15 protein-coding genes are annotated in these 15,297 nt (G+C 40.8%); 1 reads left to right on the forward strand and 14 read right to left on the reverse strand.

The window, feature by feature from the left end:
• Positions 1 to 25 precede the first annotated feature (25 nt).
• Entirely contained in the window at positions 26 to 262 is a 237-nt protein-coding gene (locus ACTJJD_RS01745; RefSeq protein WP_017357960.1) for a DUF2627 domain-containing protein, read from the forward strand.
• Between the two features lie 33 nt (positions 263 to 295).
• Here the strand turns inward: ACTJJD_RS01745 and ACTJJD_RS01750 are convergent, their stop codons facing one another.
• From ACTJJD_RS01750 to ACTJJD_RS01815, 14 genes are all read right to left on the reverse strand, one after another.
• Positions 296 to 1,033 (reverse strand): glycerophosphodiester phosphodiesterase, encoded by a 738-nt coding sequence (locus tag ACTJJD_RS01750; protein ID WP_017367573.1) that lies wholly within the window; start codon positions 1,031 to 1,033, stop codon positions 296 to 298.
• Positions 1,034 to 1,259: 226 nt separating this feature from the next.
• Complete coding sequence (locus tag ACTJJD_RS01755) at positions 1,260 to 2,360, reverse strand: Rap family tetratricopeptide repeat protein (RefSeq protein ID WP_007501159.1); 1,101 nt, start codon at positions 2,358 to 2,360, stop codon at positions 1,260 to 1,262.
• A gap of 436 nt (positions 2,361 to 2,796) precedes the next feature.
• Positions 2,797 to 3,600: a sporulation transcription factor Spo0A gene (gene spo0A, locus ACTJJD_RS01760; RefSeq protein WP_440608047.1), complete on the reverse strand. Its 804-nt coding sequence runs from the start codon at positions 3,598 to 3,600 to the stop codon at positions 2,797 to 2,799.
• Positions 3,601 to 3,883: 283 nt separating this feature from the next.
• Complete coding sequence (gene spoIVB, locus ACTJJD_RS01765; protein ID WP_007501161.1) at positions 3,884 to 5,161, reverse strand: SpoIVB peptidase; 1,278 nt, start codon at positions 5,159 to 5,161, stop codon at positions 3,884 to 3,886.
• 198 nt (positions 5,162 to 5,359) lie between these two features.
• Positions 5,360 to 7,093, reverse strand: coding sequence for a DNA repair protein RecN (gene recN / locus ACTJJD_RS01770; RefSeq protein WP_268382927.1), 1,734 nt, complete (start codon positions 7,091 to 7,093; stop codon positions 5,360 to 5,362).
• Positions 7,094 to 7,127: 34 nt separating this feature from the next.
• Positions 7,128 to 7,577 (reverse strand): transcriptional regulator AhrC/ArgR, encoded by a 450-nt coding sequence (ahrC, locus tag ACTJJD_RS01775; RefSeq protein WP_007501163.1) that lies wholly within the window; start codon positions 7,575 to 7,577, stop codon positions 7,128 to 7,130.
• Positions 7,578 to 7,944: 367 nt separating this feature from the next.
• Positions 7,945 to 8,799, reverse strand: a complete 855-nt coding sequence (locus ACTJJD_RS01780) for a TlyA family RNA methyltransferase (protein ID WP_007501164.1) — start codon at positions 8,797 to 8,799, stop codon at positions 7,945 to 7,947.
• The gene (dxs, locus tag ACTJJD_RS01785) at positions 8,796 to 10,697 is read right to left on the reverse strand and encodes a 1-deoxy-D-xylulose-5-phosphate synthase (RefSeq protein ID WP_135226712.1); all 1,902 of its coding nucleotides are present in this window, start codon (positions 10,695 to 10,697) and stop codon (positions 8,796 to 8,798) included. The genes ACTJJD_RS01780 and dxs overlap by 4 nt, the downstream gene beginning before the upstream one ends.
• A gap of 151 nt (positions 10,698 to 10,848) precedes the next feature.
• Positions 10,849 to 11,745 carry a polyprenyl synthetase family protein gene (locus ACTJJD_RS01790; protein ID WP_440608048.1) on the reverse strand — a complete coding sequence of 299 codons (897 nt, stop codon included), beginning with the start codon at positions 11,743 to 11,745 and terminating at the stop codon, positions 10,849 to 10,851.
• On the reverse strand, positions 11,729 to 11,989 hold the full coding sequence (locus ACTJJD_RS01795) for an exodeoxyribonuclease VII small subunit (RefSeq protein ID WP_003215880.1): 261 nt from the start codon (positions 11,987 to 11,989) through the stop codon (positions 11,729 to 11,731). The genes ACTJJD_RS01790 and ACTJJD_RS01795 overlap by 17 nt, the downstream gene beginning before the upstream one ends.
• Positions 11,973 to 13,331 carry an exodeoxyribonuclease VII large subunit gene (gene xseA, locus ACTJJD_RS01800; RefSeq protein ID WP_440608049.1) on the reverse strand — a complete coding sequence of 453 codons (1,359 nt, stop codon included), beginning with the start codon at positions 13,329 to 13,331 and terminating at the stop codon, positions 11,973 to 11,975. Before xseA ends, ACTJJD_RS01795 begins: the two co-directional genes overlap by 17 nt.
• A 70-nt stretch (positions 13,332 to 13,401) precedes the next feature.
• Complete coding sequence (gene folD, locus ACTJJD_RS01805) at positions 13,402 to 14,253, reverse strand: bifunctional methylenetetrahydrofolate dehydrogenase/methenyltetrahydrofolate cyclohydrolase FolD (protein ID WP_007501171.1); 852 nt, start codon at positions 14,251 to 14,253, stop codon at positions 13,402 to 13,404.
• 11 nt (positions 14,254 to 14,264) lie between these two features.
• Positions 14,265 to 14,660 carry a transcription antitermination factor NusB gene (gene nusB, locus ACTJJD_RS01810; RefSeq protein ID WP_012010530.1) on the reverse strand — a complete coding sequence of 132 codons (396 nt, stop codon included), beginning with the start codon at positions 14,658 to 14,660 and terminating at the stop codon, positions 14,265 to 14,267.
• Between the two features lie 209 nt (positions 14,661 to 14,869).
• Entirely contained in the window at positions 14,870 to 15,277 is a 408-nt protein-coding gene (locus ACTJJD_RS01815; protein WP_017357965.1) for an Asp23/Gls24 family envelope stress response protein, read from the reverse strand.
• Between the last annotated feature and the right edge of the window lie 20 nt (positions 15,278 to 15,297).

Below are 15,297 nucleotides of genomic sequence, written 5' to 3' on the forward strand. Positions count from 1 at the left end.
TAAATGACGTTTAAGGGGACATTTGATGGGGAGAATACTGGCATTAGTGATTATTTTAATACCTGGAGCCTTTGCAGCACTTGGCATTAAGCTGCTGCGTGACACTGTTTTCGGCATCATCATTGCACCATTTCCATATTTATGGCTGCAAGGAATTGCAGGGTTGTTATTTTTAGGGGGAGGTCTTTATGTTGTTGCAGGATTTATTTTATATAGAGACCGTAAACGAAATAAAGTAACAACTCGTTTTAAGCAAAGGTAATCATGAAAAAGACCCGCTGTTGATAGCAGGTCTTTATTTCATTTCTTCTCTTATTTTGACGGCTCGATCAGGAAAATCAGTAAAGATTCCATCAACACCCAAGGTCAACATATTTTTTATTTGCTTCTCACTGTTTACAGTAAACGGTCTGATCACTTGTTGGTCCGCATGGAGAGCGGATACTACTTCTTTTGTCACCCCAGCGCCCTTTATATTCGGATGGTAGCCCTTTGCCGGGATTGTTTTTAAATACATGTCCGGTTGATGAATCACATCCATCGTGAGGACCGCCAGTTCAATGTGCGGCATCAGCTTGTGAAAAAGAGCTAAGCTGCCGTGATGAAATGATGAGACAAGCACTCGATCCTCTATTTGAAAGTGCTCAATTTGCTCTTTTACTTTTTCTTCAATCCCTGGATATCGATAAATAGAGTTTTTTAATTCAATGTTGATCATAAAGGATGGTCTCTGCGTCACTAGCTCTAATACTTCTTCTAATAGAGGAATGGAGACCGCACCCGTTTCTTCATAGAAAGAATGACTGGCATCTCCTCTTTTTAACTCTTCATATGTATAGTCTTTCACTAACCCTTTCATATTGGTCGTTCGGTTCAGCTTTTCATCGTGAATGACAGCTAGTCTGCCGTCTTTGGTGAGCTGAACATCAAGCTCAATCCCATCCGCTCCAGAATGGAGTGCGTGCTCAAAGGCAATCATGGTGTTCTCTGGATAGTTTCCTTTAAAGCCTCTATGTGCAAAAATTTTCGTCATATGCCACCTCTAAATATGATGATTACCTATATTATGACGTGTCTGTTTTCGTTTTGCCAGTTTGAGCACATAAAAAAACCTCTTCTAATAAGAGAGAAGAGGTTGACAGGTAAATTCGATCACGTAATCGCTCTGATGGCTTGCTCTGTCGTCTCTGCGTCAAGAGCAAAAAGGGAAGAAACAACTGCGACTGCTGTAACGATTGTTACACCTAACAACAACTTTTTCATAAGATAACCTCCACTTTCTTTTGAAGTATTTGTGCATCGAATTTCTTTTCAAGAAAACGAATGGCATTTTGATAATCATTTCGTTCCTTGAAGTATTTCGATATTTGTTCAGACAAATCCTCAAGCTCCACATATAATCTATTTTTTTCTATGTAGTCTAATTTTTCAGAGAATACGTCTGCTGCTCCACTATTTTCGCACATCAAATCCAAAATTTCAAATTTTACTATATATTCATTATTTTGGATATCGCAGCTATATTGAATCCCCTCTTTAATATATTCTTTTGCCTCATGATCCCCTAAATGAACTAAGGCATTTGCGAGAACATATAAAGATTGGATGAAATAATGGCTATTGTCGCGATGAATTTGAATGCTCATCCCTTTTTTAGCGTATTGTGCGCTTTTTTCATAATCATGTTTTGCGTAATAAAGAACCGCTAAATTGTGATAGCACTTCCCAATCAGCACTTCATTGTTAATGCGCTTACTTTTCTCAAGTGCCTCTTGGTACTTTTCCTCAGCTTCATCAAACTGTAGTAAATCAATACAGTTGCTTGCATGTAAAATCAAGCTGTCAATCGCCTGTGCGGTATATTCCTCATGCGCTTTAAACGTATCAATGGCTTTTTTAATATGATTAATGGAAATGAAATTTTGCTTCAGTTCGTAATAAATGGAAGCGACTTTATGATGAAAAGTTCCGACTTCAAGATCTTCATTCACACGTTTTAGACGCTGCTCAGCAATCTTATAAAAACTAATCGCCTCATCATATTTTTTGACATAGGCAGCATATTGGCCTTTATAAAAGTAAAAATAAAAATTAATAATGTCATCTGCTTTTTCATCCAGCGTTCCGACACTTTTCATAATCTGATTGGCTTTTTCAATATTTCCAAGTAACATTTCATGTCTGCCGTCGACTAGCTGATAATAAAGAAGAACTTCTCGATCCTCATCTGTATTTTTTAGCAAATTCTGAATTTTCTCTTTATAGACAGCAGATTTTTCTAGGTCATTCTGAGAAATGACCCTCGTCCACTTGCTAATTTCGTTCGCAACCTCAGCAGAGTGGATTTTCAGCTTTCCCATAACCTCACCCTCTTCTTTTCATTATTATAGCATAGTAAAAGAATGTGAAAATTATTAAATTCGACAATGGGAATATTCAGTTCAAATGGCACAATCTCTAAGAAGCCAGTGACTTTAAAACGCCAACCAATCAGGTCAATAGAAATAGAACTTTCGATCTCATTTACTTTATTTACTAATTACATAAGACCTTTTCCTCTCATCCTTTTTCTTACGAATGAGCGTTTTCTTCTTCTATAAGCCAATTGATTAGCGTAGCTGATTACCACTATTTTATGTCCTATTCATTTCTTTCATGCTTTATTTTTCATTTTATTCTGAAAATAAAGCAGCCCGTTTGTCCAATTTAAACATTAAAGATGATTTTATCAATATAACCATTTTTTGGCAATAAAAAAACGCCTCATTGAAGAAACGTTTTTTTATGGAAGGTGACTTAGCTTGCTCTATGCTCTAAACGCAGACGATCAGCCACCATGGCAATAAATTCGGAATTGGTCGGTTTGGCTTTTGACATGCTGACTGTGTAGCCAAAGAGTGACGAAATGGAGTCAATATTCCCTCTACTCCAAGCCACTTCAATGGCATGGCGAATCGCTCGTTCTCCCCTGCTGGCTGTCGTGTTAAATTTCTTTGCAATGTCTGGGTACAATACTTTTGTAATACTGCCGAGTAGTTCAATATCATTGTACACCATCGAAATGGCTTCTCTTAAGTATAAATAACCTTTAATATGAGCTGGCACGCCAATCTCATGAATAATCGTCGTAATGCTCGCATCTAAGTTCTTACGTTTCGGTTCAGGTTTGCTGCGAAGGACACTGTTTTGGATAGATGAAGATCGATGGCTGACTTGTGTGCCGTTTCCACTGACTTGACGAATATGACCTACGAGGTTTTCCATATCGAATGGTTTCAAAATGAAATAGGATGCGCCCAAATCGACTGCTTTTTTCGTTACGTCTTCTTGTCCGAAAGCCGTCAGCATAATGACACTTGGCTGTTTGGTCATTTCATTGTTTTCACGGAGGCGTTCCAGTACAGCAAGACCGTCTAAATGAGGCATGATAATATCTAAGAGGAGAACGTCGGGCTCTTTATCTTTAAATAATGTCAGACATTCCTGACCATTATACGCCACGCCAAGTACTTCCATATCTTCCTGTCCCTCAATATACTCTGTCAAAAGGCCAACAAGTTCTCGATTGTCATCAGCTACACACACTTTAATTTTCTCCACGTTCTTTCCTCCCCAATGTCGATTCCTTAGTCTTTTGCATTTCTCTTCTGAGTGTTCAATTCGACAAAACCATGCTATCCCCTTTAAAAAAGTTTAATTTTCCGAATAATAGAGCATTATCTAGCTTTTTCTACGTTTTTCTTAATGAATCGACGATTATTGCAATTTGACAACACACTGTTTTCCATTTTGTCGAAAAATCTCTTTTTCCTTATTTTATAACATGATGGAAGAGAAAGAAAGGGTAGAAAAAAACTGCCGGAAAATTCGCGGCAGTTTTTCATCAGCTTGCTTTTTTGTTTTTTTGATAAAGATCAATTCCTGCTTCTGACAGCATCCATTCAATGTGTACGCCGTATCCGCTTGTCGGGTCATTGACGAACACGTGAGTGACCGCTCCAATGACTTTGCCATTTTGGATGATCGGACTTCCGCTCATTCCTTGAACGATCCCGCCCGTTTTGCTTAATAAGCGTTCATCTGTTACTTTAAGCACCATTCCTTTTGTTGCCGGGAATTTTTGTGGTGTTGTGCTGACGATTTTAATATCAAATTTCTCTACTTTATCATGGTCCACAACCGTTAATATTTCGGCTGGACCTTCTTTTACTTCATTTGATAATGCGACTGGAAGTGGTTTGTCTGCTACATGATTTTCAAGTTTTTCGGTTAACGTACCAAATATACCGAATGGACTGTTACGTGAAATATCACCTATCGTTTTTCTTTCGGAAGAAAACCTAGCCAATTTTTCTCCAGGGTTGCCTCCTGTCCCTTTTTCAATGGATGTGACGGTTGATCTGACAATTTCACCATTGTCGACTACGATTGGTTTTTTTGTATCCATGTCAGAAATCACATGCCCAAGGGCGCCATATTTTTTAGAAGATGGTTCAAAGAAGGTCATCGTCCCGATTCCTGCTGCGGAATCACGAATATAAAGACCGATTCGATAAGTACCTTCACTTGCATCTTTCGCGGGTGTTAATGTCGTTTGAAAGGTTTTATGGTCTCTTTTTATGAGTAAATGAAGGGTTTCCCCCGTTTTTCCGGCTTTCTGAATAAATGGGGTGAGGTCATTCATCTTCTCCATTTTCTGACCATTGATCTCAATGATCATATCCCCTGATTGAATGCCTGCAGCTTCACCTGGTGATTTTTTGCCGTCTGCTGTTGTGATTTGATGAAAACCGACAACGAGAACTCCGACAGAATGGAGTTTGACGCCAATGGATTGTCCTCCAGGAATGACTTTTAATTCGGGAAGAACATCGACTTTTGTTTTCTTAATAGGAAATCCTTTAAAATCATAAACAATTTCGGCTTTTCCCGCCTTTTGTCCCGTTACTTCAAGTTGATTCTTTTTCTCTGAAAGACTAAAGGCTGGTGAAGAAGCATTGGCTGACGCTTCAATGGATGTATCAATCGAATGCTTCTCGTGTTCAAATACTGCGACAGTTGTTGGAATGCTGATATATTCCTTCACTATGCTCATAAACCCTGTACTTATTAAAGAAACAAGGAGAATCACACCAATGGCTTTTCTCATCTTTTCGGGCATTCATTTTTCACTCTCCTCGCTCCTTACCCACACCAGAACATTAATGTTTTGGCTACATCTTTACTTTTGCCTTCTTAGCGAGGATTTATAACTGACACCTTTAGAAAATGATTGGATAAATTGATAAAAGAAAAAGACGATTTCATGCGTATATACGGCGAATATGAGACAATATAAAAAAGGCAGCTGTTGTTTCAGCTACCCTGTCGTTTTGACATCATTTGCTTGGTGCAGTAATTCTTTTGCATGCTGTTTTGTGAGCTCAGTGACTTCTACACCAGCAATCATTCGGCCAATTTCACTCACTTTTTCATCATCACTGAGTGGTTTGACGTTCGTCATTGTTCTACCAGCTTTAGCGCGTTTTGAAATAAAAAGATGTGTATCAGCCATTGCTGCGACTTGCGGCAGATGGGTAATACAAAGTACTTGTGAGCCTGCTGCTACTTTATAAATTTTTTCAGCAATGGCTTGTGCGACTCTGCCGCTAACGCCCGTATCCACTTCATCAAATATAATGGACGTCACTTCTTGTTTCGCCGAGAAAATACTTTTCACTGCCAGCATGACACGTGATATTTCTCCTCCAGATGCTACTTTTGACAAAGATTTCATCGGTTCACCCGGATTTGTAGAAATGACAAATTGCGCTTGATCTATGCCATTTTTCCCGAGCTGTACGGGTTTTCCATCTAAAAGCGGGCAGTCCGTACTGCCAAAAGGTGCATATCGAATCGAAAAAGCGGTATCAAAAGAAGACTTCTCCATATATAAATCCTTCAATTCAGCTTGAATGTGCTTCGCCAGTTTTTTCGCCCATTTTTTACGGAGCTCTGACACGTTAAGCGCTTCAAGCAATGCATCCCGGCTTATCGCATCAAGTTTGTTTTTAAGTGTCTGCAAATGGCTGTCTCGATTTTGGATTTGGTCTATCTCCTCTTCAATCTTAGCCGCATATTCTAAAATTTCCTCAACGGTTGTGCCGTACTTTCGCTTCAGCTGCTTCATCTCATTTAGCCTAGACTCAATAAAATCAAGACGGGCTGGGTCAAATTCTAATTGATCAAGCATGCTGCGCATTTGAAAAGTAGAATCTTCTAATAAATAATAGGAGTTTGACACTTGCTCAGAGAGTGTTTTCAGATCGTCATTGATCTCAGAAACTTGCTCAAGCTCGCTTGAAGCCATCCCAACCCAATCAAGTCCTCCCTGCTCATTACGCAGAGCATTATACGCGTTTTGAAGCGAGGAAAAGATTTTTTCAAAATTGCTGATTTGATGACGTTCCTCTTGAAGTTTCTCATCTTCCCCAGGCTCTAATTGTGCCGCTTCAATCTCTTCGAGCTGAAATTGCAATAAGTCTAACCGGTGAACCATTTCTTGTTCATTTTCAGACAGCTGTTTGAGTTTTTGCGCCGTCTTCATATATTGATCATACGCTTCTTGATACTGCGAGAGAGCAGGTGCAATTTCTTCTGCTCCAAATTGATCAAGCAAATGCAAATGATTTTCATCCTCCATTAACAGCTGGTTATCGTGCTGTCCATGTATATCAAGCAAAAGCCGGCCAACTTCTCTTAAAAGCGAGATGGTGACAAGCTTCCCATTAATGCGGCAAATGCTTTTCCCGCTTTGATTGATATCACGGCGAAGAATCATCATTTCATCAGATGCATCAATTCCTTGTTCCTCGCAAAGAGCAAATACAGGATGATCTGCTGGTACAAGAAAAAGACCTTCCAGCTCTGCTTTTTTTTCGCCATAACGGACAAATTCGGATGATCCTCTTCCCCCTACGAGAAGTGAGACAGCGTCAATCATGATTGATTTTCCGGCACCTGTTTCCCCTGTTAGAACTGTGAGTCCTTTTTCAAACGAAACCGTTAACTCCTCAATGATTGCAAAGTTTTTAATGGTTAGTTCTGCTAACACTCATTTGACACCTCTTTTTGTAAACCTGATCTCTTTATAGAAGCTCTAAAATTTTGGACGAAACGGTATCCGTATCGTCTGGCGTGCGGCAAATGATTAAGATGGTATCATCCCCACAAATGGTTCCCATAATTTCTTCCCAATCTAAATTATCCATTAAAGCACCGATGGCTTGAGCGTTCCCAGGCATTGTTTTTAGAACGATTAAATGACTGGCAGCATCCATTTTAATAAATGCGTCCATTAAGGAACGCTTTAATTTTGATAGCGGGTTAAACCGCTGATCTGCAGGAAGGCTGTATTTATATGTTCCATTATTTGTTGGCACTTTGACTAAATGCAGTTCTTTGATATCTCTTGATACGGTCGCCTGTGTGATGTTATATCCATCCGCTTTCAAAATATCGACTAATTCGTCTTGTGTTTCGATTTCTTGGCTTGCGATAATTTCTCTAATCTTAATATGTCTTTGACCTTTGTTCATTTTGACCCCCCTAGGCGTTAGAATCTCAGTTTGTCTTTACGTTCTATGTTATATGATGCACACTTCAAAAAACAAGCATTACGTGAGAAACGGTCAATTCTGATCTTTTGACCATGTAAAAAGGAATAATAGCGAGCTATTATTCCGTTCAGCATGTAGACAAACCCTCGCATTCTTTGTCAGTCCTGCGCTCTGGTGCTCACGAATCCCAAATTCGCTCTGCGCCAGTACTCGTCCTTCCTAGGGCTGCAAAGGTTTTCTATCACGCTGAAAAGAAGACAAAGGGCTAAAATCAAGTTCATTTTAGCCCTTTGTCAACAATCTAAAAGGAATAATAGCGAGCTATTATTCCTTTTGTTTCAATAATTCATGTGTCAGCCGGCTCAGGACTGTTTTTCTTTTCTTTCAATACGGCATGGGCTTCTTTGACGACTTTTTCAAGTTCAGATACTGGAAGTGCCGTATTCTCTTCTTGATCAGGATGCAGGACCAAGTGGAGGAGAAATTCGATATTTCCATCTCCGCCTGTAATGGGTGAAAAAGAAACATCCTTTACATCATAGCCTTCTTTTGCAGCAAATTGATTCATTTCTTCTAGCACACCAAGATGTACAGAAGGTTCTCGCACAATGCCTTTTTTTCCAACAAGCTCTCTGCCCGCTTCAAACTGCGGCTTTACTAGCGCAATACAGTCGCCGCCTGGGATAAGAATATGCTTTAATGCGGGAAGAATGAGTTTGAGCGAGATAAATGATACATCAATAGATGCAACCTCTGGTAATCCTTCGGTGAAATCTGCCGGAACAGAATGGCGGAAGTTGGTGCGTTCCATGACGATCACCCGATCATCCTGTCGTAATTTCCACGCAAGCTGATTGTAGCCAACATCCACAGCATAGGATTTGACTGCTCCATTTTGGAGTGCGCAATCTGTAAATCCCCCTGTTGATGAGCCGATATCAATTAAAAGCTTTCCTTCAACGGTTAAATCAAATTCTTGAAGTGCCTTTTCGAGCTTTAGCCCACCTCGGCTGACATATTTCAGCGGATTCCCCTTCACAGTCAGCGGGGTATCACGAGCGATTTTTTCTCCTGGCTTATCCAAACGGTTTTCATTTGAGTAAACGATCCCTGCCATAATGGCGCGTTTTGCTTTCTCTCTCGTTTCCATTAGTCCTTGTTCGACTAATAAAACGTCAAGTCGTTCTTTCTTTGATGTCATGATCCAATTCCTTTTCTTGGTGCTGCGGGAAGCAGGTCACGTAACGTTTCAGCAGCCTGTGTTTTCGTCAGTCCAATTTCCTCAAGTAGCGCATCGACACTTCCATGCTCAATAAATTCATCTGGAATGCCCATACGTTCTACTTTTATATGAGACGCTTTTTTGTCGTGAATATATTCTAGTACGCTGCTGCCAAATCCACCCTGAAGCACCGCTTCTTCTATTGTTAAAATTGGCAAACCTTCAGACAGTATCTCATTTAACATGCCTTCATCAAGAGGCTTAATGAAACGTGCATTGACAACACGGATTGATTTTCCTTCTTTTTGCAGTTCTTCTGCTGCCTGCAGCGCCATTTTAATGGTTGTACCGAATGTTAAAATGACAGCATCTTTCCCGGGACGAAGAACTTCCCAAGAACCAATTGGGATGGTTTTCAGCTGTTCATCCATTTTGACGCCTAGTCCATTTCCACGCGGGAAGCGCATGGCAATTGGACCATCATCATATTGAATGGCTGTGTTGACCATATGCTGTCCTTCATTTTCATCCTTTGGCATCATGAGAACCATATTCGGCATATGACGCATGAAAGCAATGTCAAACACACCTTGATGTGTTTCTCCATCTGCACCGACAAGACCTGCACGGTCAATTCCAATGAACACATTGAGATTTTGACGGCAAATATCATGCAGCACTTGATCATAAGCTCTTTGGAGGAATGTTGAATAAATCGCTAAAAATGGCTTCATGTCTTGTGTAGCAAGTCCAGCTGCCATTGTTGCGGCATGCTGCTCTGCAATTCCAACATCAAACATTCGCTCTGGGAATTCTTTTGCAAATCCTTCAAGCTTTGAGCCGACAGGCATTGCAGGTGTAATTGCGACAATTCGCTCATCTTCCCGTGCCAGCTTTCTGACGGTTTCACTGACGAGACCACTCCATGACGGTGCGGCGGCTGTCGGTTTTACAAAGTCACCTGTGTCGATTTTGTATGGGCCTGTTCCGTGCCATGTGCCGATCTTATCAGATTCGGCCGGCTTATAGCCTTTTCCTTTTTTCGTGATGACATGAAGGAGAACCGGGCCTTTTGTTTTCTTTGCGTACTCAAGATTCTCAAACAAATCTTCATAGGAATGTCCATCTACTGGTCCTAAGTAAGTAAAACCCATTTCCTCAAAGAACATACCAGAGACAAGCAAATATTTCAGACTGTCCTTGATACGTTCTGCTGTTGCAGCAAGCTTCCCGCCTACTGCTGGGATACGCTTGAATAAGTATTCAAGCTCGTCCTTTACCCATTGGTATTTACCAGCTGTACGTAGTCTGCCAAGCATTGTATGGATCGCACCAACGTTTGGCGCAATACTCATTTCATTGTCATTTAAGATCACAATCATGTCTTTTTTTTCATCCCCGATATGATTCAGTGCTTCTAACGCCATACCGCCGGTTAGTGCACCATCGCCGATAATCGGGAGAATGTATTCATCTGTTCCTTTAATGTCACGCGCTGCCGCCATTCCCATTGCACCAGATAATGAGGTTGAACTGTGTCCAGTCTCCCAAACATCATGTTCACTTTCATTTCGTTTAGGGAAACCGCAGAGCCCTTTATATTGACGAAGTGTATCAAACTCGGCGCCTCTTCCAGTTAACAGCTTGTGAACGTAAGACTGATGTCCAACATCCCAAAGAAATTTGTCTTTCGGGCTGTCAAATACTTTGTGAAGTGCAACAGTAAGTTCAACGACACCAAGGTTTGGACCAATGTGCCCACCAGAGTTCGCTAACGACTCAATTAAAAACGTGCGAATGTCCGCACTAAGCTCCTCTAATTCTGCATTTGACATTCCTTTTAGAAACGTTGGATTTTTTATTGATAAAAGATCCAATCAGGATCAACTCGCTTTCAACAAAATTTCTATCTACATATATAATGCCTTATTCCTATGAAAACCAATTCAGGAATAAGAGTTGTCTCATCATGATAAACTGTTTACAGTTTACCACAATTGCTCGAGGACCCTCAAATCTAGGCTGTTTTTAGTGATCTCTTGAGGCAATCAGATCGCATAAATCATGCAGCAAGTTTTGCTCTAACTCAAGATTTGAGACAATATCTTTCGCACGAGTGATATGTTCATCCAGCTTTTCTTTTGCTCCTGAAAGCGTTAATAAAGAAGGATATGTCGACTTTTCATTTGCTGTATCGGAGCCGATCCGCTTTCCTATTTTCTCTTCGCTGCCTTCAAGATCTAAAATATCATCACGGATTTGAAAAGCAATACCAATATGATAGCTGAATTCTCTCAGCTTTTCGATCTCATCATCAGGTGCACCTGCCAGTATCGCACCAGCAACCACACTAAAGGTGAGTAGCTTTCCTGTTTTGCGCGCATGAATCGATTCTAGTTCAGAAAGAGGAATTTGTTTCTGTTCTGCTTCCATATCATCAAATTGCCCGCCAACCATTCCGAGTGCACCTGCTGATGTAACAAGTTCATCGATGATTCTAAGCTTTTGATCAGCAGGTACATCGTCAGATAATTGCGATGTAATCAGACGGAAGCTTTCAGTAAGCAGCGCATCACCTGCAAGAACGGCTGTTGCCTCGCCGTATACTTTATGGTTGGTCGGCTTTCCTCTGCGCAGATCATCATCGTCCATACAAGGAAGATCATCATGTATCAAGGAATACGTATGAATCATTTCCACTGCGCAGCCTACTGGTATACCGTCTTCTTCCCTTTTTCCATACGCATTTAAAAGAGCAAGAACAAGCACAGGACGCAGTCTTTTCCCGCCAGCTTTCAGAGAATAAAGCATAGAAGATTTCAGCTCTTCTGGAATAGACAATTCCTGCACATATGTAAATAAATAATCTTCAATTGCTTGTTTTCGTGTTGTTAAAAATTCGTTTAAGTTACTTGTCACCAGCATCTGCCTCCTTCACTGAAAAAGGAGCTAGTTCACCGTCCTCTTTTAAAATGAAATCCATTTGCTTTTCAACATGCTGTAATTTTTCATGGCAAAGTTTTGAGAGTGTCATACCCTCTTGGAAATAGTGGATGGCTTGTTCAAGCGGTACATCGCCTTCTTCGAGCTTTCCCACAATCTCTTCAAGTCCTTTCATGGCCTCTTCAAATGTCATTTGTTCTTCTTTTTGTTTATTTGATTCTGTCATGATGATTGCCCTCCTTCTCAATAACCTCACAAATCAGACGTCCATCCTTCATTGTAATCGTCAGTTGATCCTTCGTTTCTACTTGATTCACACTTTTAATGAGCTCATCTTCTTTATAGGCTAAACTATAGCCTCTTTCCATGACTTGAAGCGGATTTAATGCATTTAGTTTACCAAGAACCGATTGGAACTGCGAATGAATTGTTTTCATTTGCACATTCATGCTCCGAACGAGCTGTTCTGTTTCATTGGCGTGACGTTTTTTCGCCTGAAGTAGCTGCTCTTTTGGATGAAGCGGCTTCAGTCTATATGTTTGGCGGTCAAGTTGACTGCGTTTTTGTTCCATTTGTCTTGTCAGCTGTTTTTGAAAACGATCAAATACCATATCGAATTGCTGCTCTTTTTGCTCTTGTAATCGTTTTGGAAAACGGAAAGCATAGGAGGATTGAAGTGCCACAAGACGGTCTTTTGCTTGTGTCGTTCGATTTTTTACCGCTCTTGTTAACCGAATGTCGATTGATTTGATTCGTTCAATTAAATCAGCGGTGCTTGGAACAGCTAGTTCTGCTGCTCCTGTTGGTGTGGGTGCTCTCATGTCTGCAGTGAAATCACTAATGGTAAAGTCTGTTTCGTGCCCAACGGCAGAAATGATTGGAATGTCTGATGCGAAGATCGCTCTTGCGACTGCTTCTTCATTAAAGGCCCAAAGTTCTTCAATCGATCCTCCGCCTCTCCCGACAATCAAGACATCACAAAGCTGTTTTTCATTGGCTTCTTTAATCCGTTCCACAATCGAACGCGGAGCATTTTCTCCTTGGACTAATGCCGGAAGCACAATGATCTTGGCCTGCTGATAGCGCCGATTGATTGTGGTAATGACATCTCGAACAGCTGCTCCTGTTGGGGATGTAATGACACCAACAACCTCTGGATATTCAGGAATTGTTTTTTTATAGCGCTCATCAAATAAGCCTTCACTTGCTAGTTTCTTCTTCAGCTCTTCATAGGCAAGATGAAGAGCACCAACACCATCAGGCTGCATTTCTTTTGCATATAATTGATAGCTTCCGCTCGGTTCGTAGACTTGAATTCCGCCACGTACGAACACTTTCATTCCGCTCTTTGGTGAAAAAGGTAGCTTGGACGCGGAGCGCTGGAACATAACAGCTTGCATACGTGCATTTTCGTCCTTTAAGGTGAAATAAACATGACCTCTTGAATGAATCTTCACATTTGATAACTCACCTTTGATCCAAATATCTTCTAAATGAGGGTCAACATCAAATTTTCTTTTTATGTATTTTGTAAGGGCTGTGACCGTCACAAAGGCTTTTTCACTCATGACGTATTCCTCCTCTTCAAAAACGCACATTCATCCACCGGCAGCACGCAGGTGGATGAATGGATCAAGCTTATGATAATGTACGTTTTGCTGATTTAACCGTATTGTGTGCAAGCATCGTAATTGTCATTGGACCCACTCCGCCAGGGACTGGTGTGATGTAAGAAGCTTTTTCTTTTGCTGCTTCAAAGTCAACGTCCCCTACAAGTTTCCCTGTTTCTAGACGATTGACTCCTACATCAATGACAATAGCGCCTTCTTTGATTTGGTCAGCTTTAATAAAGTTTGCTCGACCGACGGCAACAACTAAAATGTCCGCTTTTAACGTATGTTCTGAAATGTTCGCCGTTCTTGAATGACAGTAGGTGACGGTTGCATTTTCGTTTAGTAGCAATTGTCCAACTGGTTTGCCGACGATATTGCTTCGTCCTACAACAACCACTTCTTTGCCAGAGAGATCCACACCTGTTTTGTTCAATAATTCAACAATACCTGCTGGTGTGCAAGGGAGGAATGTGTCTTCCCCAAGTAGCATTTTCCCGATATTCAGCGGATGAAAACCATCTACGTCTTTCTCTGGTGAAATTCGTTCAATGACGGCTTTTTCAGAAATATGTTTTGGCAGTGGAAGCTGAACAAGAATTCCGTGGAATTGATCATTCGCATTGTACTGATCAATCATCTTTAGCAATTCCTCTTCTGTTAAAGAAGCATCTAAATGATCAAGCTGGAAATGCATGCCCATGGCTTCTGCTGCTTTTTTCTTCCCGCGTACGTAAGAAAGTGAAGCCGGATCATCACCGATTAGAATAACGGCAAGACCAGGTGTGACTCCTTTTTGTTTTAGCTCTTCTACTTCTTTTGCTAATTGTTCACGCTTTTCTTTTGCTGTTTCTTTCCCATCGATGATTGTTGCTGTCATGTCGAATCCTCCTATTGCTGCTTTAGGTCGTTTTTAATGTTTGAAAGTACACCATTTACAAATTTCGGCGCCTTATCGTCACCGAACAATTTAGCCAGTTCAATGGCTTCATTCATTGAAACACTCACCGGGATATCTTCTTGATATACCATTTCGTACACAGACAGCCTTAAAATGGCTCTGTCTACGTTCGCAATACGATCAAGTTTCCAATTCACAAGATGCTGTGAAATCATGTCATCGAGCTTGTCCTTTTGTTCGAGCACACCGAAAACCAGTTCCTCGAAAAAAGGATCTGATTCTTGTTCATCCAGCGCATGTGTAATGGCCTCTTTCGGATCAATATTGCTGACATCAATTTGAAATAATGTTTGTAGCGCCTTTTCTCTTGCAGTTCTTCTTTTCATTATTTACTCCTTTAACCACTTTATCCGCTTGTCGTTAAGCCATACAGAGATCATAACATATTTTGACCGCAGTCGCACCAAGATCCATGCGAGCTGTGACGAAAAACGAATCACTCCATGCGTGACGTAATCATCATGTGGAATTTTCCCAAAAATGGGCTTTAAAAAACCAAAGAGGCAATGCCTCCTTGGTTTCACTTCAACCCTTTTTACATTTCTTGATCAACTTCAGCTTCAGCTGTTTTTGTATCAAATTGAATGCCGACGACATGAATGTTGATTTCATTAATCGTTAAGGCCGTCATGTTTAAAAGGGTTTGACGGATATTTTCTTGAACAGCAGTGGATACCTTTGGAATGGATAGGCCAAATTCAACCACACAATACACATCAATTGTGATGCCTTCATCAGAGACATCTACTTTCACACCTTTACGGTGATTTTTCTTCCCAAAGCGTTCTGCCACATCAGCAGCGAAGTTGCCGCGCATTTCCGCAATTCCTTCGACCTCTGATGCAGCGATCCCAGCAATGACTTCAATCACTTCTGGCGCAATTTGCACTTTTCCCAATTGATCTTCATCAAGGTTCATTTCAAGCAAATTGTTTTCTGACACGATCATTCACCTCCGAAAGC

This window comes from Bacillus sp. 22446, assembly GCF_052044955.1.
GTDB classification, from domain to species: domain Bacteria; phylum Bacillota; class Bacilli; order Bacillales; family Bacillaceae; genus Bacillus; species Bacillus altitudinis.

Bases quoted from the DNA above. Each gene is read 5' to 3' on its own strand.
- spoIVB (WP_007501161.1), bottom strand. From the start codon at position 5,161: ATGCCCGAAAAGATGAGAAAAGCCATTGGTGTGATTCTCCTTGTTTCT.
- ACTJJD_RS01795 (WP_003215880.1), bottom strand. From the start codon at position 11,989: ATGACAGAATCAAATAAACAAAAAGAAGAACAAATGACATTTGAAGAG.
- folD (WP_007501171.1), bottom strand. From the start codon at position 14,253: ATGACAGCAACAATCATCGATGGGAAAGAAACAGCAAAAGAAAAGCGT.
- nusB (WP_012010530.1), bottom strand. From the start codon at position 14,660: ATGAAAAGAAGAACTGCAAGAGAAAAGGCGCTACAAACATTATTTCAA.
- ACTJJD_RS01755 (WP_007501159.1), bottom strand. From the start codon at position 2,360: ATGGGAAAGCTGAAAATCCACTCTGCTGAGGTTGCGAACGAAATTAGC.
- ACTJJD_RS01790 (WP_440608048.1), bottom strand. From the start codon at position 11,745: ATGCTGGTGACAAGTAACTTAAACGAATTTTTAACAACACGAAAACAA.
- ACTJJD_RS01750 (WP_017367573.1), bottom strand. From the start codon at position 1,033: ATGACGAAAATTTTTGCACATAGAGGCTTTAAAGGAAACTATCCAGAG.
- ACTJJD_RS01745 (WP_017357960.1), top strand. From the start codon at position 26: ATGGGGAGAATACTGGCATTAGTGATTATTTTAATACCTGGAGCCTTT.
- xseA (WP_440608049.1), bottom strand. From the start codon at position 13,331: ATGAGTGAAAAAGCCTTTGTGACGGTCACAGCCCTTACAAAATACATA.
- ahrC (WP_007501163.1), bottom strand. From the start codon at position 7,577: ATGAACAAAGGTCAAAGACATATTAAGATTAGAGAAATTATCGCAAGC.
- ACTJJD_RS01780 (WP_007501164.1), bottom strand. From the start codon at position 8,799: ATGACATCAAAGAAAGAACGACTTGACGTTTTATTAGTCGAACAAGGA.